At 70.3% G+C, this 22,579-nt stretch carries 23 protein-coding genes; 5 read left to right on the top strand and 18 right to left on the bottom strand.

The genetic code is table 11. The annotated features are described in order from the left end of the window. Positions 1-27: 27 nt before the first annotated feature. Together ahcY and aat are read right to left on the bottom strand one after the other, a co-directional pair. Positions 28-1,401 carry an adenosylhomocysteinase gene (gene ahcY, locus M3N57_00370; protein MDP9021161.1) on the bottom strand — a complete coding sequence of 458 codons (1,374 nt, stop codon included), beginning with the start codon at positions 1,399-1,401 and terminating at the stop codon, positions 28-30. Positions 1,402-1,470: 69 nt separating this feature from the next. Next, positions 1,471-2,250: a leucyl/phenylalanyl-tRNA--protein transferase gene (gene aat / locus M3N57_00365; GenBank protein MDP9021160.1), complete on the bottom strand. Its 780-nt coding sequence runs from the start codon at positions 2,248-2,250 to the stop codon at positions 1,471-1,473. Between the two features lie 63 nt (positions 2,251-2,313). On the opposite strand from aat, the gene M3N57_00360 reads away from it, so the two are divergent. Next, positions 2,314-3,204: a flap endonuclease gene (locus M3N57_00360; protein ID MDP9021159.1), complete on the top strand. Its 891-nt coding sequence runs from the start codon at positions 2,314-2,316 to the stop codon at positions 3,202-3,204. Positions 3,205-3,207: 3 nt separating this feature from the next. On the opposite strand, the gene M3N57_00355 is transcribed toward M3N57_00360, so the two are convergent. Next, on the bottom strand, positions 3,208-3,669 hold the full coding sequence (locus tag M3N57_00355) for a GNAT family N-acetyltransferase (protein MDP9021158.1): 462 nt from the start codon (positions 3,667-3,669) through the stop codon (positions 3,208-3,210). A 159-nt stretch (positions 3,670-3,828) separates the two neighbouring features. Here M3N57_00355 and murJ point away from each other — a divergent pair, with 159 nt between their 5' ends. Continuing rightward, positions 3,829-5,577, top strand: a complete 1,749-nt coding sequence (gene murJ / locus M3N57_00350; protein MDP9021157.1) for a murein biosynthesis integral membrane protein MurJ — start codon at positions 3,829-3,831, stop codon at positions 5,575-5,577. Here murJ and M3N57_00345 read toward each other — a convergent pair. The 14 genes from M3N57_00345 to M3N57_00280 all read right to left on the bottom strand — a co-directional run bounded on the left by M3N57_00345 (position 5,564) and on the right by M3N57_00280 (position 17,404). Then, positions 5,564-6,586 carry an LLM class flavin-dependent oxidoreductase gene (locus tag M3N57_00345; protein ID MDP9021156.1) on the bottom strand — a complete coding sequence of 341 codons (1,023 nt, stop codon included), beginning with the start codon at positions 6,584-6,586 and terminating at the stop codon, positions 5,564-5,566. The genes murJ and M3N57_00345 overlap by 14 nt on opposite strands. Further along, on the bottom strand, positions 6,586-6,990 hold the full coding sequence (locus M3N57_00340) for an NYN domain-containing protein (GenBank protein MDP9021155.1): 405 nt from the start codon (positions 6,988-6,990) through the stop codon (positions 6,586-6,588). Before M3N57_00340 ends, M3N57_00345 begins: the two co-directional genes overlap by 1 nt. A gap of 1 nt (position 6,991) precedes the next feature. Beyond that, a complete protein-coding gene (locus tag M3N57_00335) occupies positions 6,992-7,465 on the bottom strand; it encodes a DUF2017 domain-containing protein (protein ID MDP9021154.1) in 474 nt (157 codons plus the stop codon). Between the two features lie 37 nt (positions 7,466-7,502). Continuing rightward, entirely contained in the window at positions 7,503-7,796 is a 294-nt protein-coding gene (gene clpS / locus M3N57_00330) for an ATP-dependent Clp protease adapter ClpS (GenBank protein MDP9021153.1), read from the bottom strand. A 10-nt stretch (positions 7,797-7,806) separates the two neighbouring features. Further along, entirely contained in the window at positions 7,807-8,127 is a 321-nt protein-coding gene (locus M3N57_00325; protein MDP9021152.1) for a cold shock domain-containing protein, read from the bottom strand. A 57-nt stretch (positions 8,128-8,184) separates the two neighbouring features. Then, complete coding sequence (gene clpB / locus M3N57_00320) at positions 8,185-10,782, bottom strand: ATP-dependent chaperone ClpB (GenBank protein MDP9021151.1); 2,598 nt, start codon at positions 10,780-10,782, stop codon at positions 8,185-8,187. After that, positions 10,779-11,201, bottom strand: coding sequence for a MerR family transcriptional regulator (locus M3N57_00315; protein MDP9021150.1), 423 nt, complete (start codon positions 11,199-11,201; stop codon positions 10,779-10,781). Before M3N57_00315 ends, clpB begins: the two co-directional genes overlap by 4 nt. A gap of 51 nt (positions 11,202-11,252) precedes the next feature. Continuing rightward, a complete protein-coding gene (dnaJ, locus tag M3N57_00310; protein ID MDP9021149.1) occupies positions 11,253-12,410 on the bottom strand; it encodes a molecular chaperone DnaJ in 1,158 nt (385 codons plus the stop codon). A 2-nt stretch (positions 12,411-12,412) separates the two neighbouring features. Continuing rightward, positions 12,413-13,201, bottom strand: coding sequence for a nucleotide exchange factor GrpE (locus tag M3N57_00305; GenBank protein MDP9021148.1), 789 nt, complete (start codon positions 13,199-13,201; stop codon positions 12,413-12,415). A gap of 69 nt (positions 13,202-13,270) precedes the next feature. Then, the gene (locus M3N57_00300; protein ID MDP9021147.1) at positions 13,271-13,708 is read right to left on the bottom strand and encodes an Hsp20/alpha crystallin family protein; all 438 of its coding nucleotides are present in this window, start codon (positions 13,706-13,708) and stop codon (positions 13,271-13,273) included. Between the two features lie 74 nt (positions 13,709-13,782). Beyond that, positions 13,783-15,648, bottom strand: coding sequence for a molecular chaperone DnaK (gene dnaK / locus M3N57_00295; protein ID MDP9021146.1), 1,866 nt, complete (start codon positions 15,646-15,648; stop codon positions 13,783-13,785). An 87-nt stretch (positions 15,649-15,735) separates the two neighbouring features. Continuing rightward, positions 15,736-16,047: a hypothetical protein gene (locus tag M3N57_00290; protein ID MDP9021145.1), complete on the bottom strand. Its 312-nt coding sequence runs from the start codon at positions 16,045-16,047 to the stop codon at positions 15,736-15,738. Positions 16,048-16,141: 94 nt separating this feature from the next. Further along, on the bottom strand, positions 16,142-16,573 hold the full coding sequence (locus M3N57_00285; protein ID MDP9021144.1) for a DUF192 domain-containing protein: 432 nt from the start codon (positions 16,571-16,573) through the stop codon (positions 16,142-16,144). 297 nt (positions 16,574-16,870) lie between these two features. Next, on the bottom strand, positions 16,871-17,404 hold the full coding sequence (locus M3N57_00280; protein ID MDP9021143.1) for a DUF421 domain-containing protein: 534 nt from the start codon (positions 17,402-17,404) through the stop codon (positions 16,871-16,873). Positions 17,405-17,602: 198 nt separating this feature from the next. Between M3N57_00280 and M3N57_00275 the strand changes: the two genes are divergently transcribed. The 3 genes from M3N57_00275 to M3N57_00265 all read left to right on the top strand — a co-directional run bounded on the left by M3N57_00275 (position 17,603) and on the right by M3N57_00265 (position 21,314). Next, positions 17,603-18,127 carry an ACT domain-containing protein gene (locus tag M3N57_00275; protein MDP9021142.1) on the top strand — a complete coding sequence of 175 codons (525 nt, stop codon included), beginning with the start codon at positions 17,603-17,605 and terminating at the stop codon, positions 18,125-18,127. A 41-nt stretch (positions 18,128-18,168) separates the two neighbouring features. Beyond that, positions 18,169-18,678 (top strand): peptide deformylase, encoded by a 510-nt coding sequence (gene def / locus M3N57_00270; protein MDP9021141.1) that lies wholly within the window; start codon positions 18,169-18,171, stop codon positions 18,676-18,678. 416 nt (positions 18,679-19,094) lie between these two features. Next, the gene (locus M3N57_00265; protein MDP9021140.1) at positions 19,095-21,314 is read left to right on the top strand and encodes a (Fe-S)-binding protein; all 2,220 of its coding nucleotides are present in this window, start codon (positions 19,095-19,097) and stop codon (positions 21,312-21,314) included. A 109-nt stretch (positions 21,315-21,423) separates the two neighbouring features. Here the strand turns inward: M3N57_00265 and M3N57_00260 are convergent, their stop codons facing one another. Next, positions 21,424-22,395, bottom strand: coding sequence for a hypothetical protein (locus M3N57_00260; protein ID MDP9021139.1), 972 nt, complete (start codon positions 22,393-22,395; stop codon positions 21,424-21,426). Between the last annotated feature and the right edge of the window lie 184 nt (positions 22,396-22,579).

Raw genomic sequence — 22,579 nt, 5'->3', positions numbered from 1 at the left:
GGGGGGCAACCCCGTCCCCGGCGCCAGTCAGTAGCGGTAGTCGTCGCGCTTGTACGGACCTTCCACCGGTACGTCGAGGTACGCGGCCTGCTCGGGCGTGAGCTGGGTGAGGTGCACGTCGAGCTGGTCGAGGTGGAGTCGTGCGACCTGTTCGTCGAGGTGACGGGGCAGGACGTAGACCTCGTGCTTGTAGTCCTCGTGGTTGGCCCACAGCTCCATCTGGGCGAGAACCTGGTTGGTGAACGACATGCTCATCACGAACGACGGGTGACCGGTCGCGCAGCCGAGGTTCACCAGCCGTCCCTCCGCCAGGAGGATGATCGAACGCCCGTTGGGCAGCTGGACCTGGTCGACCTGGGGTTTGATGTTGATCCAGTCGAACCGCCGCAGCCGCGCGACCTGGATCTCGATGTCGAAGTGGCCGATGTTGCACACGATCGCCTGGTCGCGCATCTGCAGGATGTGCTCGAGGGTGATCACGTCGCGGCAGCCCGTGGCGGTGACGAACAGGTCGGCGACCGGAGCGGCTTCCTCCATCGTGACGACCCGGTAGCCGTCCATCCGGGCCTGCAGCGCCCTGATCGGGTCGACCTCGGTGATCCACACCTCGGCGCCGTACCCGCGTAGCGACTGGGCGCTGCCGCGTCCGACGTCGCCGAACCCGGCGACAACGCAGGTCTTGCCTGCCAGCATCACGTCGGTGGCGCGCTTGATGCCGTCCACCAGCGACTCGCGGCACCCGTAGAGGTTGTCGAACTTCGACTTGGTCACCGAGTCGTTGACGTTGATCGCCGGCATGCGCAGGGTGCCTCGCCGCTGCATGGCGTGCAGGTTGTGCACCCCGGTGGTGGTCTCCTCGGAGACACCGCGGATGGCGGCCAGCAGGTCGTCGTGCTCCTCGTGGACGAGCGTGGTGAGGTCACCGCCGTCGTCGAGGAGCATGTTGGGCCCCTGACCGGCTGTATCCGGGGACGACCCCGAGCCCCCTGTATCCGGGGAGGACCCCGAGCCACCTGACTCCGCGGAGGACCCCGAGCCCCCTGGCCAGCGCAGGGTCTGCTCGATGCACCACCAGTACTCCTCCTCGGTTTCGCCCTTCCAGGCGAAGACCGGCGTGCCCGCGGCAGCGATCGCGGCCGCGGCGTGGTCCTGCGTGGAGAAGATGTTGCACGACGACCAGCGCACCTGCGCCCCGAGCGCCTGCAGGGTCTCGATCAGCACCGCCGTCTGGACCGTCATGTGTATGCAGCCGGCGATCCGCGCACCAGCCAGCGGCTGGTCGGGGGCGTAGCGCTGGCGCAGCGCCATCAGGCCCGGCATCTCTTGTTCGGCCAGCTGGATCTCCTTGCGTCCCCAGTCGGCCAGGGAGAGATCAGCGACCTTGGCGTCGTTGGCGTTCACGAGTGCTCCTGGGTGAGGCGCCGGAACGGCACGGACAGCGGCCGTCGGACGGCCGAGGATAGCGGGGCGTCAGCGGCCGCTGGCTGTCACCAGGCGGCTCACCGGGCGCTCGTCGATCGGCAGCCGGACGTCGAGGTCGCGGACGGCCTTCAGATCACGCAGGAACCGTGACCGGGGAACGTCGCGGGCGCCCATGCCACGGAGGTGCGGAGTGGTCAACTGCACGTCGATCATCCGGCCGCCGACCTCCGCGAAGCGGTGCGCAAGATCCACCAGCGCGACCTTGGACGCGTCGGACTCGCGGTGGAACATCGACTCCCCGGTGAAGCACCCACCGATCTGCACCCCGTACACCCCCCCGACCAGGGCGTGGTCATCCCACACCTCCACGCTGTGCGCCCAGCCCAACACGTGCAGCCGGGTGTAGGCGCGCTCCATCCCCGGCGTGATCCACGTGCCCTCATCCGCGTCACTGCGTTGCTCGGCGCAGGCCGCGACCACCGCCGGGAACGCCACATCGACGGTCGTCCACCAGCCGCTGCGACGCAGCGTGCGCCGCAGTGAACGCGACACGTGCAAGCTGTCGACGGTCAGCACCCCCCGGGGGTCGGGCGAGAACCACGGCAGGGGCATGCTGGGATGCGGCCAGGGGAACACACCCGCGCGGTAGGCGTAGGCCAGGGTCCGGGGCGCCAAGTCAGCACCGACCCCCACGACGCCGTCCTCGTCGGCCGTTTCGGGGTCGGGGAACAGCCACGACGGCGGTGGCAAGCGCTGTGGTTGCCTGGCCAGGCGCGTCGCCGGGGCGCGGGCCTGACCGGTCGGCTGTCCCCGCGCTGGGCTGGTCATGTCGTCAGAGTAGAGCCATGCCGGTGGCGGTACCGTTGGCGCCCCGCCCGACCGAAAGACGTCGTGCGCCTGCACCTGGTCGACGGCACCTACGAGCTGTTCCGCGCCCACTTCTCGCGGCGTCCACCGCGGAGCGATCCGGCTGGCACGGACGTCAAGGCGACGGTGGGGCTGATCGAGTCGTTGCTCGCCCTGGTGCACGACGACGCCGAGGCGGTCACCCACATCGCGGTCGCGTTCGACAACCCGATCCGGTCGTTCCGCAACGACCGGCTCGCCGGGTACAAGGACGGTGCCGATGTCGACCCGGCGTTGGTCGCCCAGTTCGACCGCGCGGAGGACGCGGTCCGCGCGTTGGGCATCACGGTGTGGTCGATGGCCGACCACGAGGCGGACGACGCGTTGGCGACGGCGGCTGCACGGTGGCGTGGCGCCGCGCAGGTCCGCATCCTGACGTGCGACAAGGATCTGTGTCAGTGCATCCACCGCGACGACGTGGTGGTGGTCGACCGGCGTCACGGGCGCACCGAAGACGAAGACGGCTTGCGCGCGCGGCTGGGGATCGGCCCGGCGAGCGTGCCGGACCTGCTCGCGCTCGTCGGTGACCGCGCTGACGGGATCCCGGGACTGCCCGGATGGGGGGAGCGCTCAGCCGCTGCTGTCCTGGCCGCCTACCACACGCTCGACCGGATCCCGGTCGAGTCGTCACGCTGGTCGGGGGTCGCGGTGCGGGGCGCGGAGCGTCTAGCGGCCACGCTGGCGGCCCGCCGCGACGACGCGCTTCTGTACCGGGAGGTCGCCACGCTCGTCACCGACGTGGCCCTCGCTGAGGACCTGGCCGACCTGCATTGGCCGGGAGTCCCCCGCGAGCGTTTCCTCGACTGGTGCGAGCGGCTCGGCGTCGAAGCGTTGCCCGCCCGGACGCGTCGATGGGCATCCACGGCCGGCGCGTGACGGTCACAGGTCGCGGAGCAGCCAGATCTGGTCGCGGTCGTCGCCCGGAGCGACCCGGATGGTCCCCGGGATGCGCGCGACGATCGCGTACCCGTGACGCTGGTAGAAGACCTCCGTCCCGGTCCCGCCCCGCACGTCCAGCCGGAGCTGTTCGAGGCCGAGCTCCCGCGCGGCCCGGTGCACCGCCTCGAGCAGCGCGGTCCCAACTCCTGCACGCTGCCGCGACGGGTGGATCTGCAGCCGCTTGACCGTCGCCCAGTGGCGGAACAGAGGTCCTCCGCGTTGTTCGAGGAACGCCAGGCCCACGGCACGGTCACCATCGCAGGCCACCACCAGGTGGTCGTGCCCGGCGGCGACCCGGTCGAACGCCTCCTCGGCGACCGGGCGGACGTCCGCGGCGGACACGGGCGGCACGAACCCCACCGCCCCGCCGGCGTTAGTGACATCGACCCAGAGCGCGATCAAGGCGTCGCGCGTACCGCGGTCGAGGAGCGGGTCGACGGTGAAACGAAGGTCGGACATCGGCGCCTGAAGACCATACGCCACCCGAGGCGCCGGTGACCTGTGAGTTCCCGGGCGCGCTGTGGCGTCCCGGTACGGTTCCGCCGGTGATGGGAGGTTGCCGTGGAGGAGGCTCCGTCCACCGACGACACCGTCGAAGCCTCCCACGACGACATCGCCGTCGCGCCGTCCGTCTCCACCCGTCGCAACTCGGCGGTGGTTGCGGCGGGGATCTTCTTGTCGCGCATCAGCGGCCTCGTCCGCGAAGGCACCATCAGCCACTTCTTCGGGCTCGGGTTCGCTGCGGACGCGTTCTCGGCCGCCTTCCGGATCCCCAACCTGATGCAGAACCTCCTGGGCGAGGGCGTGCTGTCGGCCTCGTTCATCCCTGTCTACAGCCGTCTCCTGGCTGAGGGCCGCGAAGAGGAGGCCGGCCGTGTCGCGGGCGCGACCGCCGGGCTGTTGACCGCTCTCGCCGGTGGGCTCGTCCTGGTGGGAGTGGTGTTCGCCCGACCGATCACCGCGGTCCTGGCTCCCGGTCTGGCGCCCGCGACGTTCGCGCTGACCGTCCGCCTGACCCGGATCATCACGCCGGGGATCGGGTTCCTGGTCCTGTCGGCCTGGTGCCTGGGCGTGCTGAACAGCCACCGGCGGTTCTTCATGTCCTACGTCGCACCGGTGCTGTGGAACGGGGCGCAGATCGGCGTGCTCGTCGCGTTGGGCGCCACCGTCTACGCCGAGGCGCTGGGCACCGGACTGGAGGCCCGCTCGGCGGAGATCGCACTCGTCACCGCGTTGGCGTGGGGAACCGTCCTCGGCGGGGCGCTGCAGTTCCTGGTGCAGCTGCCGTGGGTGCTGCGCGTCGCGCGCGGGGTACGACCGTCGCTGCGGACGGACCTGCCCGGCGTGCGGCAGGTCGCCCGGGCGTTCGCGCCGGTGGTCGGCGGTCGGGGCGTGGTGCAGCTGTCGGCCTACGCCGACCAGTTCCTGGCCAGTTTCCTGGCGGTGGGAGCCCTGGCGGCGCTGCGGTTCAGCCAGACGCTCTACGTCCTGCCGATCAGCCTGTTCGGGATGGCGGTCGCGGCGGCGGAGTTGCCGGAGGTGTCCAGCATGCAGTCGGACAGCCGCGAACAACTGCGGTCGCGCCTGAACGAGGGTCTGGGCCGCATCGCGGTGTTCGTCGTCCCGACGGTGGTCGGGTTCCTGGCGATCGGCGACCTCATCGTCGGGGCGCTGTACCAGCGTGGACAGTTCGACCGCACCGACAGCCTGCAGGTCTGGGTCGTGCTGGCCGGGTACGCGGTCGGCCTGATCGCCAGCGCCTCGTCGCGGTTGCTGCAGTCGGCGCTGTACGGGACCGGTGACCCGCGGACCCCCGCCAAGGTCGCAGCGTTGCGCGTGGTGGCCTCGGTGGCGCTCGGGGTCGGGTTGATGTTCCAGCTCGACCGCGTCAGCATCACCACCGGCCAACTCAGCGTGGTCGGCGACCTCCCGGCGTTCGGGCCGGTCCCCGACGAGGTCCGCCAGCCCGACGCGTCGGAACAGGTGGCGCGGCTCGGTGCGGCGGGCCTGTCGCTGGCCGCCGGCGTGACCGCCTGGCTGGAGTGGCGGCTGCTGCGCCGCACGATCCGTGACCGCGTCGGCGATGTGCGCCTGGCGGGAGGGCAGCTGCCAGCGATGCTCGTGGCGGCTGCCGGCGGGCTGGTCGTGGCGCTGGCGATCCGACCGTTGGTGGCCGGCCTGCCGATGCTGGCCGCCGCCCCGATCGCCGTGGCCGCAACGGGGGTGACCTACCTCGCCGTCGCCTACGCGCTCGGGATCCCGGAGGTGCGCAAGCTCACCAGGCGTGCGATCCGCATCATCCGGCGTTGACCTGCGCGAGCGGGGCGTGCGCGAGCGCCCCGACCGCCGTGCGCACGCTCCGCGCCACGTCACCTCCGACCGGCACGATCCGGGCGATCAGGTGGTCGAGACCGGCCGAGGCGTACCGGCTGAGCATCGACCCAGCCGGATCATCGGGTGTGCCGTACCAGCCGAGGCTGCGCAACATCCCCTCGGGCATGGCGGCGACGGCCGCGTCGAATCCGCCGTCGCGGTACCCGGCCCGGATCGCCTCGACGTCATCGGCGAACCCCTGCCGTTCGAGGTGGCGCACGTAGTTGGGAAGGGCCAGGTACCGGCCGAGCTCGCGTCCCAACGCGGCGCGCGCGGCGTCCCGGTCGGGATCGATCGCCACGCGGACGTACGCGGCGATCTCCACCTCGCCAGGTGCCCGTCCCCCTTCTGATCCGGCGGCCGCCCCGCGGACCGCGGCCACGGCGCGGGCGACCTCGGCCGGTGTCGACCAGTTCAGCAGGACACCGTCGGCGTACCGTCCAGCGACCTCGAGCATCCGTGGGCCCATCGCGGCCAGGTACAGCGGTGGCGGCGGCGGGAGCGGTTCGATGTCCAGCCGGAAACGGCGGCTGCGCACCACGTCGCCGTCGAGGTCAGTCTCGTCCCCGGCGAGGATGGTGGACAGGGCAGACAACGTCTCGCGAGCGGCGGTGACCGGAGCGCGCGGAGTGACGCCGTGCCACGCCTGCATGGTCGGGGCGTGACTCACACCCAGGCCGAGCAGCAGCCGTCCCCCCGACGCGTCTTGGACCGTGGCGGCCGCCATGGCCAGCTGGGCCACACTGCGGCTCCAGATCGGCGCGATACCGACCCCGACCTGCAGGTCGGTCGTGGCCGACGCCCACGACTGGCACACCAGCAGGGCGTCACGCCCACGCGCCTCGTTGGTCCACAGCGAGGCGAAACCGGCCTGTTCCACGTGACGGGCCAGATCCTGCTGCGTCGGCGACGGCAGATCCTCACTGACACCGACCCCGACGCGCATCAGGGCCTCCCCCGTGACGACTCCTCCAGCTCGTCACGGAACGTCCCGGCGCCGACGACCTCGGCCCCCAGCCCCCGCACCCTGGTGACCAGTTCCTTGTCGGAGGTCACGACGGTGACGTCCGCGGGCTGCGACGCGTCGGCGACCAGCGACACGATGCGATCGTCGGCCACGTCGCGCCCGCGCCCACCCGCGTCGACGACATCGACCCCAGCGGCGACGCGCTCGGTCAGGTCATCCGGGACGCGACCCTCGACGACCAGCGTGTACCTGCGCCCCGTGGTGACGTGGTCGGCGATCAGGCGGTGCAGCAGGTCACGCATCGCGCCGGGGCGGTCGTGCCACCAACCGTCGGGGCGTGACCCGATCACGTTCATCGCGTCGATGATCCACCGCTCCGCCACGTCAGGACCCCGCCACGCTGGGCGGATCGATCGCGCTCAGGAGCTGTTCCTGGAACCAGCCCAGATGGTCCATCATCGCCACGGTCGGCGCGGCGGGGTGGTCGGCATCGATCTCGTCGCGGTCGAGCTGTTCGATCCCGATGCGCGCCCCCAGCGTCAGTCGGACGTCGTTCAACACGCCCAGGACCAGCGCGGGCTCGTCGTCGACCAGATCCACCCGGAGGCGCCTGCGGTGCGTGACCCCACGATCGAGGATCTCCTCCAGGGCGGCCAGGCCGGCCAGCCGCTCCTCGAGCAGGTCGTCGAAGATCAACCGGCGGAGCTCGGCGTCGGCCTCGTCATCGTCGGCGATCGTCGCGGGGAAGAGCCTGGCCACCGCCGGGTCATCGGGGTCGGGATCGTCCAGCAGTTGACGAAGTCCCGGTGCCAGCGCCCGCAGCAGCTCCACCTCGAACGGTTCGAGCTCCAACCGCACCCCTTGTCCCCCCGGCTGGAGGCGGGCGCGCACCACCTCAGCTCGATCGCTGCATCGTGGCCTGCAGGCCGTGAGCGTGCAGCTGGCGGACGTGCATCTCCGCCGTCTCCCGCGGTTCGCTGGCCACGAGCGCCTTCCCCTTGTGGTGGACATCGAGCATCAGCTTGCGTGCGACCGGTTCCGTGAACCCGAAGATCTTGCGGAACACGTACACCACGTACGACATGAGGTTGACCGGATCGTCCCAGACGATCACGTCCCAGGGACGGTCGGCGATGCTGTCAGTGCCGGTGTCCGCCTCCCGGACCGGGACGGTGGCAGGCCCCGCCACGTGGGCCTCCTCAGCGGCGGCGCCGACGCTGGCGGCGCCGTTGACGCTTCTCGCGTTCGATCTGCTCGAGTTGGTCCCAGGTCGGCGGGGGGCCGCCGACGACGACCCGTCCGGCCGGGTTGTCCTCCGGTGCGCGTTCGGCGATCCGCACGCTGGTGGCCTGGGGGCCGTCGTCGCCCTCCTCCACGTCGTACTCGATCACGTCGCCCGATCGGAGCACGGTCCCCTCGAGCGTGGAGGCGTGGACGTACACGTCCTCGCCCCCGTCGATCGGCTGGACGAAGCCGAAGTTCCGCTCCTCGTCGAAGACCTTCACGCGACCGGTGGGCATGGGGGTTCACCTTCCTGCGTTCCAAGGGGGCTCGCTCGCAGCCTACGTCTCCTGGCGTCAGGCCGCGACGGGAGTGCGCCCCTCGACGACCAGATCGTCGCCGGATACGTCGACCACCACCGTGTGGCCGTCCTCGAGGCCACCGTTCAGCAGCGCCAGCGCGATGCGGTCCTCCACCTCCTTGCGGATGACGCGCTTCAAGGGCCGCGCCCCGTACACCGGGTCGTAGCCACGGTCGGCGAGCCAGTGGCGGGCGGCGTCGCTGACCTCGAGCGTCAGGTCTCGGTCCGCCAGGCGGCGGCGCAGCCGCTCCAGCTGGATGTCGACGATCGCGGCGAGCTGTTCACGCGTGAGCCTGCCGAAGATCACGATCTCGTCGACGCGGTTGAGGAACTCCGGCCGGAAGTGGCCGCGGACCTCCGCCATGACCTTCTCGTGCAGCTCCTCCTCGGTGGCGGCGGGATCCAGGATGAACTGGCTGCCCAGGTTGGAGGTCATGATCAGGACCACGTTGCGGAAGTCCACCGTGCGTCCCTGACCGTCGGTGAGGCGCCCATCGTCGAGGACCTGCAGGAGCACGTTGAACACGTCGGCGTGGGCCTTCTCGACCTCGTCGAGCAGGACGACCGAGTAGGGGCGGCGGCGGACCTGCTCCGTGAGCTGACCGCCCTCCTCGTACCCGACGTACCCGGGCGGGGCGCCGATCAGCCGGGCGACCGTGTGCTTCTCCTGGTACTCGCCCATGTCGAGACGGATCAGAGCCCGCTCGTCGTCGAACAGCTCCGCGGCCAGGGTGCGGGCCAGCTCGGTCTTCCCGACCCCGGTGGGACCCAGGAACAGGAACGAACCGAGCGGACGATCGGGGTCGGAGAGCCCGGAGCGGGCACGGCGCACGGCGTTGGCCACCGCGGTGACCGCGTCGTCTTGGCCGACGACCCGCTGGTGCAGGTAGGTCTCGAGCGTCGCCAGCTTCTCCATCTCCGACGACATCAGCTTCGACACCGGGATCCCGGTCCATCGAGACACGACCTCAGCGATCTCCTCGGCGGTGACCTCCTCCTCGAGCAGGCCGCCACCGTCGGCGCGGAGCTCGTCGATGCGCGCGGTGGCGTCCGCGACCTCGCGCTGCAACTCGGGCAGCCGCCCGTAGCGCAGCTCCGCGGCGCGCTGCAGATCACCGTCGCGCTCGGCGCGGTCGGCTTCGTCGCGGACCCGTTCCTGGTCCTCCTTGAGCGCCTGCAACCGCTCGATCGCTTCCTTCTCGGACCGCCAGCGCGCGTGGAGACTGGCCAGCACCTCGCGGAGGTCGGCGAGCTCCCGGTCGAGGTCGGCCAGCCGCTGGCGGGCGGTGTCGGTCTCCTCGTTGGCCAGCGCAGCACGTTCGATCTCCAGCTGACGCACCCGCCGGTCGACCTCGTCGATCTCGGGCGGGAGCGAGTCGATCGCGATCCGCAGTCGCGCCGCCGCCTCGTCGAGCAGGTCGATGGCCTTGTCGGGCAGGAAGCGATCAGTGATGTAGCGGTCCGACAGCGTCGCGGCGGCCACGATCGCGTCGTCGGTGATCCGCACGCCGTGGTGGACCTCGTAGCGTTCCTTGAGCCCACGCAGGATCGCGATCGTGTCTGCGGCGGAGGGTTGACCGACGAACACCGGCTGGAAGCGGCGCTCCAGCGCCGCGTCCTTCTCGATGTGCTTGCGGTACTCGTCGAGCGTGGTCGCCCCGATCATGCGCAACTGACCGCGTGCCAGCATCGGCTTGAGCATGTTCGACGCGTCCATCGCCCCCTCGGCGGCCCCCGCCCCGACCACCGTGTGCAGCTCGTCGATGAACGTGACGATCTGGCCCTCCGAGGCCTCGATCTCGGCCAGAACGGCCTTGAGCCGCTCCTCGAACTCGCCGCGGTACTTGGCGCCGGCGACCATCGACGCGAGATCGAGCTGGATCAGCCGGCGGTCCTGGAGGGTCGCCGGGACGTCGCCTTCGACGATGCGGCGGGCCAGCCCCTCGACGATCGCGGTCTTGCCGACCCCCGGTTCGCCGATCAGGACCGGGTTGTTCTTGGTTCGGCGCACCAGGACCTGGATGACACGACGGATCTCGTCGTCACGGCCGATCACCGGGTCGAGCTTGCCCTCGCGGGCCATCTGTGTGAGATCTCGGGCGTACTTTTCCAGCGCCTCGTAGGTCGACTCGGGGGTGGGGCTGGTCACCCGCTGGGTGCCCCGCACGTCCTTGAGCACACCCAGGATCGCGTCGTGGGTGACGCCGGCGTCGCGGAGCACGCGACCCACTGGCCCGTCCTCGGTGGTCAGCGCCAGGAGCAGGTGCTCGGTCGAGACGTACTCGTCGGTCAGCTGCGACGCTTCCCGCTCGGCCTCGTCGAGCACCGCCGCGAGTCGCGGCGAGACACGGACCTCACCGCTGGCGCCGTACGCCCGCGAAACCCCCTCCAGCACCTCGTTGACCCGACCGCGCAGCCGCGTGGGCGTCACGCCGAGCCGCTGCACGACCGGGAGCACCACGCTGTCGGGCTGGCCCAGCAACGCCAGCATCAGGTGGGCAGGCAGAGCCTCGGGATGGTGTGACTGTCGCGCCATCGCGACGGCGTTCTGCAACGCCTCAGACGACTTGAGGGTCAGCTTGTCCGGGTTCATCTGTCGTACTTCCTCCAGATCTCGATCGCGCCGCGCGGGACCGGGACCAACTCGTAGCGGTGTTCACGGTGGGCAGCTGCCACCTCGTCGCGGAGGCGGTCGGCCATCCGTTCCAGCTCCGACTCGAGCCTCGCGATGCGCCGCTGGGCCGCCGCCAGCCGTCCCCGCAGCTCGAGCACCTTCTTCACGCCGATCAAGTTGAGCCCTTGGCTGGTCAAGTCCTGGATCTCCTGCAGACGCTCCACGTCGGCGTCGGAGTAACGGCGGACGTTCCCTGACGAGCGCTCCGGCGAGACCAGGCCGCTGCGTTCGTAGGCGCGCAACGTCTGCGGGTGCATACCGGCGAGCTCGGCCGCCACGGAGATCACGTACACCGCCCCGTCGCGTCGGCGGCGCCTGTCGCCATGACCGTCAGCCACGCGCGATCACCTCCCCGCAGCTGACGCCACCAACCAGCGTTGTCGTCGGGCTCATACCTGCTCCAGGAGTCGATCGCGGTCGCTGGTGTCGTCCAGCTCGCGGAGCTCACGCAGCAGGTCCTTCTGCCTGCGCGACAGCTTCCGGGGGACGTCCACCCGGACCGTCACCAGCAGATCACCGCGGCCGTCGCGGGTCGGGGCGCCCTTGCCGCGGACGCGGAAGGTCCGTCCGCTGGCGGTGCCCGCCGGGATGCGGATGGTGGTGCTGCCGGCTGTGCCGTTCACGCTGGGGAGCGGCACCCGCAGGTCCGTGCCGAGCGCTGCCTCGCTGAACGTGATCGGAACCTCGACCGTGATGTCGTCGCCACGCCGACCGAAAACCGGGTGGGGCGCGACCGAGACGTTGACGTACAGGTCGCCGGGTGGGCCGCCGTTCTCGCCCGGACCTCCGCGTCCGGGGACGCGGATGCGGGCGCCGTCCTTCACGCCCGCCGGGATGCGGACCCGGATCTCCCGCGGTTTGGTCTCCCGGCCGCTTCCGCCACAGGTCTGGCACGGCGAGTCGATCACCTGGCCGCGTCCGCCGCACTGCGGGCACGGCTGGGCGATCGAGAACGGGCCCTGGTCCACCGCGACGGTCCCGGTCCCCTGACAGCGCGGGCAGGTCCGCGGGCTGGTACCGGGCCGCGCGCCCGTCCCGTGACACGTCTCGCACGGCCCGTCGCCGGTGACCCGCAGGGTCGTGGTGACCCCCGTGAGCGCGTCCTCGAACGACAGGTTGACGTTGGCCTGGAGGTCCTGGCCCTTCCGCTGGCGGCGGACGCGACCGGACGGCCCGAACCCCATGCCACCGCCGCCGCGGAACAGACCACTGAACAGGTCACCGAGGTTGCCGAGATCCCCGATGTCGCCCTCGGTGAAGGTGAAGCCGCGTCCGCCGCCCGGGAAGCCACCGCCAGCGAACGCGCCGGACGCTGCCAGGCGACGGACCTCGTCGTACTCCTTGCGCTTGTCCTCGTCGCCCAGGACCGAGTACGCCTCGCTGACCTCCTTGAAGCGCTGCTCGGCGTTGGGGTCGGGGTTGGCGTCGGGATGCAGTTCCTGGGCCAGCTTGCGGTAGGCCTTCTTGATGTCGGCCTGTGACGCGTCCGATGAGACGCCGAGGACCTCGTAGAAGTCCTTGTCGAGCCAGTCACGCTGGGGTGCCATCGCTACTCCACGACCCTGACCATCGCGGCGCGCAGCACCCGATCCCCGACCATGTAGCCGGGCCGCAGCACCTCGGCGACCACTGGGTGGTCACGATCCTCGCCATCGTGCTCGTGCTGCACGGCTTCGTGCAGCTGGGGATCGAAGGCCACGCCCTCACGGCCGATCCGCTCGAGACCGAACGCGCGGAGCGCGTCGACGAGCTTGCCGTAGACCATCTCCACGCCCTTGCGGAGGCTGGCGACGTCCGTGGCGGACTCCGCGGCGAGCACGGCGAGCTCGAAGTCATCGAGGACGTCGATCAAGCGCCCGAGGACATCCACCACACCCTGATCCCGCTGGGTGGCACCTTCGCGCATCGTCCGCTTCCGGAAGTTCTGGAACTCGGCCTGTGTGCGCTTGAGGTGGTCGAGGTACTCGTCGCGCTTGGACTCGGCCGCCTCCAGGGCGGCGCGTAGCTCCTCGCGTGAGCGCTGGTCTCCGGGCGTGGGCTGGTCTTCGGGCGTGGGCTCGATTCGTGGCCGCTGGTCGGCCGGGTCGATGGTCGCCTCGTCGCCCCCCGACAGGTCACCACCGACGTCGCTTCGGTCCACATCCGGCTGCGGCATCGACGCCTCGCCGAGATCCTCGTGGGCATCGGCGGCCGTGACCTGATCGGCGACGTCGTCTTGGGCGTGCGCCGTCCCGCCGTCGTCGACGCCCTGCACGCCACCACGCTCGGCGACGTCGTCGACGTGCGCGCGGGGGGCGGTCACGGCGTCGTCTCGGTGCTCGTCGCTGGTGTTGGTCATGTCGGTCCTGTCAGATCGCTGGGGCCGGCGTGAGCGCTGTGCGCCCGGCGCCGGCCCCGAGTCGGTCGGTCAGCTGGGACGGACCTCGATCCGGCGCGGCTTGGCCTCCTCGGCCTTGGGGACCGTGATCGTCAGCATCCCGTTGCGGAAGTTGGCCTGGACGTTGTCGGAATCCACCCGGTCCGGGAGACGCACGGCACGGTGGAACCGGCCGAAGCGTCGCTCGACGCGGCGGAAGCCCTCTGCCTCGCTCTCGTCGTAGAAGCGTCGCTCACCGGAGACCGTGAGGACGTTCTCCTCGAGGGTGATCTCGACGTCTTCTGCGTCGAGGCCGGGCAGCTCGACGTGCAGGACGAAGCTGTTCTCGTTCTCCTCGACGTCGAGCGCGGGGCTCCAGGCTCCTGCGGTCGACGGCCGTTCCTCACCGAAGAAGCTGCGGAACATCCGCTCGACCTCGTCTTGGAGGCCTGCGAGGTCGCGCCCGTGGTAGCGGCTCAGTGCGCTCATGTCTCCTCCTTGTCGTGTGTGCGTGCGGTTGTGGGGGATGGTCGGGGCGGCGCCCAGCGGCCGCCCCGCGTGGGTCAGCTCGCGGCTTCCTGGTCGCCGCCCTCGTCAACGACCTCGGCCTCGACCACGTCCTCGGGGCCGGCGCCGGCCGGGCCACCCGCGGCGTCACCGGTGGCGCCACCTGCCGCGGCCCCAGCCTCGGCACCCGACGCCTCGTAGATCGCCTGGCCCAGCTGCTGCGAGGCCTGCGCGAGGGCCTCGGTCTTGGAACGGATCGCTCCCGTGTCGTCGCCCTTCAGCGCCTCGCGCAGATCACCGATGGCCGACTCGGCCCGGGCCTTGGCGTCGGCCGGCACCTTGTCGCCGTGCTCACGCAGGAGCTTCTCGGTCTGGTAGACGAGTTGGTCGCCGGCGTTGCGTGCCTCGGCCGCTTCGCGACGGCGACGGTCCTCTTCGGCGTACTGCTCGGCGTCGCGGACCATGCGGTCGATGTCGTCCCTGGGCAGGGCGGAACCGCCGGTGATGGTCATCGACTGTTCCTTCCCCGTCCCGAGGTCCTTGGCACTGACGTGGACGATGCCGTTGGCATCGATGTCGAAGGTGACCTCGATCTGCGGCACTCCGCGCGGCGCCGGCGGGATGTCGGTGAGCATGAACTTGCCCAGCGTCTTGTTGCCCGCGGCCATCTCACGCTCGCCCTGCAGCACGTGGATCTCCACAGACGGCTGGTTGTCCTCGGCCGTGGTGAACACCTCCGAGCGCTTGGTGGGGATGGTGGTGTTGCGCTCGATCAGCCTGGTCATCACCCCGCCCTTGGTCTCGATCCCGAGCGACAGGGGCGTGACGTCCAGCAGCAGGACGTCCTTGACCTCGCCCTTCAGCACGCCGGCCTGCAGCGCCGCACCGATCGCCACCACCTCGTCGGGGTTGACGCCCTGGTGCGGCTCCTTCCCACCGGTGAGGTCGCGGACCAGGTCCTTGACGGCCGGCATCCGCGTCGAGCCGCCGACCAGGATGACGTGGTCGATGTCGCCTAGCGCCACCCCGGCGTCCTTGATCGCCTGCTGGAACGGGCCACGCAGCTTGTCGATCAGGCCGCTGGTCAACTCGTTGAACGTCGCGCGGGTGAGTGTCTCCTCCAGGTGTAGCGGCCCCGCGTCCGTTGCGGTGACGAACGGCAGGTTGATCGTGGTCTCGGTCGCCTGCGAGAGGTCGATCTTGGCCTTCTCGGCGGCCTCCTTCAGGCGCTGGAGCGCCATCTTGTCCTTGGAGAGGTCGACGCCGTGCTTGTCCTTGAAGGACTTGACCAGCCAGTCCATGACGGCCTGGTCCCAGTCGTCGCCTCCGAGCTGGCTGTCGCCGTGGGTGGCCTTGACGTCGAACACCCCTTCGGCGATCTCCAAGATCGACACGTCGTAGGTCCCGCCTCCGAGGTCGAACACGAGGATGGTCTGCTCGTCCTCCTTGTCGAGCCCGTAGGCCAACGATGCGGCGGTCGGCTCGGCGACGAGCCGCAGGACCTCCAGGCCAGCGATCTGACCGGCCTCCTTGGTGGCCTGCCGCTGGGCGTCGTCGAAGTACGCGGGGACGGTGATGACCGCCTGGCTCACGGTGTCCCCCACGTACGCCTCCGCGTCACGCTTGAGCTTCATCAGGATGCGCGCGGAGATCTCCTGCGGCGTGTACTTCTTGCCGTCGATGTCCACCGACCAGTCGCTGCCCATGTGGCGCTTGACCGAGCGGACGGTGCGGTCGGGGTTGGTGATCGCCTGCCGTTTGGCGACCTCGCCGACGAGCACCTCGCCGGCCTTGGAGAACGCGACCACCGACGGGGTCGTGCGCGACCCCTCTGCGTTGGGGATGACGGTCGGTTCGCCACCCTCCAACACCGAGACGACCGAGTTGGTCGTCCCCAGATCGATGCCTACGGCCTTCGCCATGCTCTCACTCCTCGTGTCACGACCGTCGGCCGGCGAGCCGGCCGCCTCATTAGTCGCTCACCATGATAGAACCTGAGCGCGGTGTTATCAACTATCCTGCGCCCTGTCCGATCGAGTAGGTCGGGCGGCCCGATCCTCCGCTGCGGTGGCGGCCCGATCCTCCGCTGCGGTGGCGGCCCGATCCTCCGCTGCGGTGGCGGGGGCCGTGTCGGGATGCTGACCGGGTCGCCGGCCGTGCGCGGCGTCGTGATCGAGCCCTCGGTGGCGGATCTCGCGCGGCCAGGAGCGCCGAACCGGGCGGCCGCGTGCCGTCAGCCGCTCCTGGCCCCACATGACGACCATCAGCACGACAGGCAGGAGCACGAAGCCGGCCGCGAGGACGTACTGCCACGCCTCCACGCGTCTCCTCCCGCCGATCGCAGCCTACGGACGACCTGCGCCGCCACGCGGCAGACGGCTTCGGCGATGCGCTTCCGCGTCGGGCGGGCCCACGTCAGGTCGACGGTGGCAGGTCGTCGGGAAGCTCCAGGCACCACTCGTCGCTGACCCCCGCCGCGTCGAACCAGCCGGCGGCCACCTCCAGCGCGTAGCGGTACGGCTGCGACGGCGGGTACAGCGGGCAGTCTTGTCCGGCCGGGCACGGCTCCATCTGCAGGATGGTGTGGATGTCGCCACCGGCGTCGGCGTAGGCGATGTCGAGCGGGATCAGCGTGTTCTTCATCCAGAACGCGCCGGTGGTGTCGTCGGGGAACGTGAACAACATGCCGACGGCGGGGGGCAGACGCGTGACCTCCATCAGGCCATGTGCTCGCCGCGCCGGGGTGTTGGCGACCTTGGCGGCCACCGCGACGCGGCGGCTGTCCGGGCCGGCCAGGGACACGGTTGTCTCGGGGTAGTCGTCCACCGACGGGTGCAGTGCGGGCACCGGTCCCGACCCCGTTGCGGTCGCTGGCGTCTGCGTGGGCTGCTCACCACCGCAGGCTGCTGCCAGCCCCGCGACGATGGCGGCAGCCAGCAAGGCGACAACGAGTCGCGACCGGGACGCCCCGCGGTCTCCACGACGGTCGGTGCGACGCAGCCCGCGACGGCGACGGCGCAGCCCGCGCCGGCGACGGCTCATCGCGCGACGACGACGGCTCATCTGTCCTCCCCGAGCGATCGGCCCGGTTCGGGGACCGAACGCGGCGACCGATCAACGTGGGCGTCCACCCTTCCGTTCTTCCTAGTCGACCAGTTCCTCGTGGCCGACGACGCCGCGGAGGATGTCGAGGTCGAGGTCGCCGCTGCCGTGGAGCACGCTGACGTCGCCCGTGGTCTCCAGGACGACGGCGCGGACATCGCCGTAGTTGAGGCAGTTGGCCTCGCGGAGCTTCCCGCGGATGTCGGCTTCGGTGACCTTCCCTCGGCGGAGGTTGTGCTCGATCAAGCGGTCGCCGGCCATGAGCAGGATCGGCTCGTTGTCGACGGCCTTGCTGATGCTGAGGCGCCGCCGCCCCACCGCGATCAAGGCCTGCATGCCGTAGAGCACGCCGAGCGCCACCACGCCGTTCGGCAGTGTGACTGCGGGTGACGCGGCCACGCTGGCCATCATCGACCCGAAGGAGACGGTGATGGCGAAGTCGAAGGTGGACATCTTCGAGAAACTGCGCAACCCCGCCAACCGGGTGTAGACGACGACCGCGAAGAAGATGCCGATCGTGGAGACGAAGACGAGCCCCAGTTCGGTCCAGCTCGTACCCAGCCACTTGTCGACCATGGTTCCTCCCAACGCTTCAGCGCGCCAGCCTGCCAGCGTCGTCGCGTGACAGACCCTGGTCGGAACGACCTCGTTCCGAACCGGGCGCGCGGACGTCGCGCTCGGGTCCGTGCCACGGTGGATGAGTGGGTGGGTGCAGGGTGCGCGACACGTGACGGAGCCGGTCTAGCCTGCTGGCGCGGGCGACAGGAGCCAACCGTGCCACGACTCGCCGTCACCGCGATCGGAGCCGACCGCCCCGGCATCGTCGCGGCGGTCGCCGAGGTGCTCCGCGACCGGGGCGGGAACCTCGAGGACTCCGCCATGACGATCCTGGGCGGTCAGTTCGCCATCATGCTGCTGGTGGCGACCGACGACACAGCGCAGGACCTGCGCGCCGCGTTGGACGAGGCCGTCGCCCCGCTGGACCTCGAGCTGACGGTCACCCCGGTCGAGGAAGGCCGCGACAGCGCCGACGCCACCCACATCCTGTCGGTGTACGGCACCGACAGGCCGGGGATCCTGGCAGCGGTGGCCCGCACGCTGGCCGACCTGGGGATCAACATCACCGACGTCTCGACCCGGATGCTCCCCCCCGAGGACAAACCGGTCTACGCGATGGCGCTCGAGATCGCGGTGCCGGACGAGCTCGACGACGTCGAGGTCGAGGCGGCTCTCCGGGAGGTCGACGACCAGGTCGGCGTCGACCACACCCTGCGCCCGCTCGAGACGGAGACGTACTAGGTGCGCCAACGGCGGGGCGACGTCCGGTGACGGTCCGGGCGGTGGTCACCTACCCGTCGCGCACCCTGAAGACAACGGCCGATCCGGTCGGCGAGATCGGCCCGGCCGAACGGCAACTGGCGGTCGACCTCGTCGACACGATGCGCGGCTCGCCCGGGTGCGTGGGGGTCGCGGCCCCCCAGATCGCGGTCCCCGTGCGCGCCTTCGCACTGGACATCTCGGTGATGCGCCGTCCGCATCCCAACCACGGGCTGATCGTGCTGTTCGACCCGGAGCTGCTGCACGCCGAAGGGTCCGAGGTGCGCCGCGAGGGGTGCTTGTCCGTCCCGCACTACACGTGCGACGTGCGCCGTGCGACCGGGGTCGTCGTGCGCGGCACGACCCCCGACGGCGGCGTGCGGGCGCTCGAGACGGAAGGGTTCGAAGCCCGCGCCGTGCAGCATGAGTTCGATCACCTCGACGGCCTGCTGATCCTCGACCGCGTGGCATCTCCCCGCACTGACGTCTTCCGGCGCAAGCGGTACGCCCGCCCCGGCGAACAGCTCACGTGAGGTCACCGGTTCACCGGCTGGGTTGACGTCCAGGGTTGATCCCGTCGGCGGGAACAGGTGCATACACCGACTCGGGGCTGGCTCCGTGCCACCACCTGATCCCGTGGGCGGGAACAGGTGCACACACCGACTCGGGGCTGCCTCCGTGCCACCACCTGATCCCGTGGGCGGGAACAGGCGTACACACCGACTCGGGGCTGGCTCCGTGCCACCACCTGATCCCGTCGGCGGGAACAGGCGTACACACCGACTCGGGGCTGGCTCCGTGCCACCACTTGATCCCGTCGGCGGGAACAGGTGCACATACCGACGGCGAGTGTCCTGAACCGCCGGCGCTCTCGGCGTCGCGAGCCCCGATGTAGCCACTCAGCGGCGCTCCTACACTTCGGCCTCCCGCGAGCGAGAGGCCGCCCCGCGTGGACCCGCACCAGCTGCTGAGCGTCGTCCGGATCGTGGGCGGCATCGCGGTGGTCGCGATCACCGCCGCGGTCGCGGGGCGGCGGATCCTGTTCCTGTACGGGTTGCTACGGACCGCGCAGCCGGACCCGGACCGAGCGACGTGGGCGGCGATCCGGGGCAACATCCGCTACGAGTTCTCCAAGGTGCTCGGCCAGGAGAAGCTGCTGCGCTGGTCGCTGCCCGGCGTGCTGCACGCGTGGGTGTTCTGGAGCTTCCTGATCGTGCAGGCCACCATCATCGAGATCTTCGGGGAGATCTTCGATCCGGAGTTCAAGATCCCGCTGGCGGGGCGGCTGGGGATCCCGGGCTCCGGGCTGACCGGCCTGGACGTGATCGTCTTCATGCAGGACCTGTTCATCGCCCTGGCGCTCGTGGCCATCGTCGGGTTCCTCGCCATCCGCTTCGCCCAGCACCCGCACCGCCTGGGACGCCGGTCGCGCTTCGCCGGCTCCAACCTCGACCAGGGCTACTGGGTGCTGATGGGCGAGTTCGGCGTGACGTACACCTTGCTGTTGATCCACGCCTCGCGCTGGGCGATCGGAGGAGAGGCCAACCAGCACTTCGAGTCGGCGTTCTTGTCGCGTTTCGTCGCCGGGTTCCTCGACGGCATGTCGCCGCTGGCCCTGGAGTGGACCGCTGGCCTGATGGCGGTCTTCCACCTGGGCATCGTCGGGTGGTTCTTGGTGTTCACGCTGAACTCCAAGCACCTGCACGTGCTGACGATCTTCCCCAAAGAGCTGGTGTCGCGGCAGCCCAAGGCCCTCGGGGCGCTGCCGAACCTCCCCATCGACGTCGAGACCATGACCGAGGAGACCGTCCTCGGAGTCGGGAAGGTCGAGGACCTGCGCTGGCCGTATCTGCTCGACCTGTACACCTGCACCGAGTGCGGCCGCTGCCAGTCGCAGTGTCCGGCGTGGAACACCGGCAAACCGCTCAACCCCAAGCTGCTGGTGATGGACCTGCGCGACCACCTGTACGCCAAGGGCCCCTACCTGCTGGGCAAGCAGACCGAGGCCGAAGCCGCCGATGTGCTCGGACAGCAGCTGGTCGGCGACACGCCCGGTCAGCCCGATGCGGTGATCGATTTCGACGTGCTGTGGACCTGCACCACCTGCGGCGCCTGCGTCGAGGAGTGCCCGGTCGACATCCAGCACGTCGACATGATCATGGAGATGCGTCGGTACAAGACCATGATGGAGTCGTCGTTCCCGCAAGAAGCCGCGGGGATGCTGCGCAACGTCGAGAACTCGGGCAACCCGTGGGGCATCGGAACCCAGCAGCGTGAGGACTGGTTCGACGGCCTGGACCCGCAACCGGTCCGCGCCACCCCGGGCACGCCTCTACCCGACGACGTGGAGTACCTGTTCTGGGTCGGATGCGCCGGCGCCGTCGACGACCGCGCCAAGCGCATCACACGTGCCATCGCCGAGCTGCTGAACCGGGCTGGGGTGCGCTACGCGGTCCTGGGTTCAGCCGAGACCTGCACCGGCGATCCAGCCCGGCGGATGGGCATGGAGTACCTGTTCCAGATGATGGCCCAGCAGAACGTCGAGACGCTCAACTCGATCGGGACACGACGGATCGTCGCCTGGTGCCCGCACTGCTTCAACACCCTGCGCAACGAGTACCCCGATCTGGACGGCCACTTCGACGTCGTCCACCACAGCGAACTGCTGGCCGAGCTGGTCGACGACGGGGCGCTCGTCCCGACCAACGGCCTCGACCTCACCGTCACCTACCACGACCCGTGCTACCTCGGGCGACACAACGAGGTCTACTCGGCGCCCCGCCGCGTCGTCGACGCCGTCCCGGGTCTCGCGCCGGTCGAGATGCCCCGCTGCCGCTCCAACGGATTCTGCTGTGGAGCCGGCGGCTCGCGCATGTGGATGGAGGAGCGGATCGGCAAGCGGGTCAACATCGAGCGGATCGAGGAGGCCCTGGCGACCGAGCCCGACGTCATCTCGACCGCGTGCCCCTTCTGCACCACGATGCTCGAGGACGCGGTGGCCCAGAAGGTCCAGGACCGTGCGCTGGAGGACGGTCGGGTGCAGGTCCTCGACGTGGCCGAGGTGCTGCAGCGTGGTCTGCGGCCGCGCCCGGCTGCGCAGGAACGAACCCCCTCACCCGGTGGTTCTGGTGGGGTGATGTCGTCGGGGCCGGGCGTCGAAGACGCGTAACCGGCGACGTCCGGACGTTGTGCCGTCCGATGGAGCGTGCGCGGCGGCCTACACGGCGTGACGGCCCGGGAGGGGCAAACCCGGGCCGTCGGCCGTTCGAGCGTTCGGGTCAGTGGCGCTGCGCGAACCCGACCGCCCCCGCCCCGGCCAGGACGAGGATCATCCCGAGGATCAGGACGAACGGGGCATCCGCGCCGGTGCGAGCCAGCTGTGCTGGCGCTGCGACGGCCTGCACCTGCTCGGCGTCAGCGGCAGCGGTGACCCGCTGCAGCGCCATGCCAAGCACCTCGACCTCGGTTGGCTCAGGAAGAACGGCGTCCAACCTGGTCTCGGCAGGGCGCTGGATCAGCAAGCTCACCGGGCTCTCCGGCACGGTTCGGGCTACCTGCTGCTCGGCCTCGGCTTCTTCCGTGGTCGTGGGCTGTTGAGACGGGGTCGGGGCTTCAGGCGGCGTGTCCTCCGGCTGCTGCACCGGCGGCTGCGTGTCGTCCTGCGTGTCGTCCGGCTTGTCCACCGGCGGCTTGTCCACCGGCGGCTTGTCCACCGGCTTGTCACCCGGCTTGTCACCCGGCTTGTCACCAGGCTTGTCGACCGGCGGCTTGTCAACCCGCGGCTTGTCAACCGGCGGCTTGTCGACCGGCGGCTTGTCCTGCCGCTTGACGTTGGTTCCGCACCAGCCTTCGTTGTCGTCCTCGAAGTCGTCGTCGTTGCCGCAACCGTTGTTGCCGTCCGGGTCGAGCTCGTCCAGACCGCCTCCGCCGCCCGGCTGGTCGCGCCCCTCGGCGAGGCGGTCGGGACCGCGCCCGTCGTTGTCAGGATCGGACTTGGCTTGGCCTTGGTTGCCCGACTTGCCGGCCTCGCAGTGCTTGTCCTTCCCCGACGGGTGACGGTTGTCTGTGTCACCGAGCGGATCCGGGCAGTTGGGGTCCTCGGTCACCTGTGGCTTGGCCTTGTCCTGGCCCGTCGTCTGATCCTTCGGGGCAGCCGCGGCTGGCTGCAGGAGGAAAGCCGCCAGCGCGATGGCGAGGAAGGCGCCCAGTGCGAGCCGGCCGGTGACCGACCGCTTCGGTGTGGGGATCACTTTGCACCTCGAGTGGACGACTGTCGCGGGCGATGCCGGCTGGCACCGTCACGGGGCCGGGTTCGCCACTCGCTCGGTGTCGGTCCAGGCGACCAGGTTGCGGACCGCACGTCGTCACTTCCCCGCTACGGAGTGTAACACTGACTAGTCCTCGTGTCACACAGCGGATGAACCTAAGTACGGT

The sequence above is a fragment of the Actinomycetota bacterium genome (assembly GCA_030776725.1).
GTDB lineage: Bacteria > Actinomycetota > Nitriliruptoria > Nitriliruptorales > JAHWKO01 > JAHWKW01.
The sequence above is the reverse complement of the archived record's forward strand: the minus strand, read 5'-3'. Positions and strand labels throughout refer to the sequence as shown.

Coding starts and splice junctions, on each gene's coding strand:
- M3N57_00325 (MDP9021152.1), bottom strand. CDS start 8,127: ATGCCCACCGGTCGCGTGAAGGTCTTCGACGAGGAGCGGAACTTCGGC.
- aat (MDP9021160.1), bottom strand. CDS start 2,250: ATGACCAGCCCAGCGCGGGGACAGCCGACCGGTCAGGCCCGCGCCCCG.
- dnaJ (MDP9021149.1), bottom strand. CDS start 12,410: ATGGCACCCCAGCGTGACTGGCTCGACAAGGACTTCTACGAGGTCCTC.
- clpB (MDP9021151.1), bottom strand. CDS start 10,782: ATGAACCCGGACAAGCTGACCCTCAAGTCGTCTGAGGCGTTGCAGAAC.
- M3N57_00345 (MDP9021156.1), bottom strand. CDS start 6,586: ATGCGCGTCGGGGTCGGTGTCAGTGAGGATCTGCCGTCGCCGACGCAG.
- M3N57_00300 (MDP9021147.1), bottom strand. CDS start 13,708: ATGAGCGCACTGAGCCGCTACCACGGGCGCGACCTCGCAGGCCTCCAA.
- M3N57_00305 (MDP9021148.1), bottom strand. CDS start 13,201: ATGACCAACACCAGCGACGAGCACCGAGACGACGCCGTGACCGCCCCC.
- dnaK (MDP9021146.1), bottom strand. CDS start 15,648: ATGGCGAAGGCCGTAGGCATCGATCTGGGGACGACCAACTCGGTCGTC.
- M3N57_00280 (MDP9021143.1), bottom strand. CDS start 17,404: ATGGTCGACAAGTGGCTGGGTACGAGCTGGACCGAACTGGGGCTCGTC.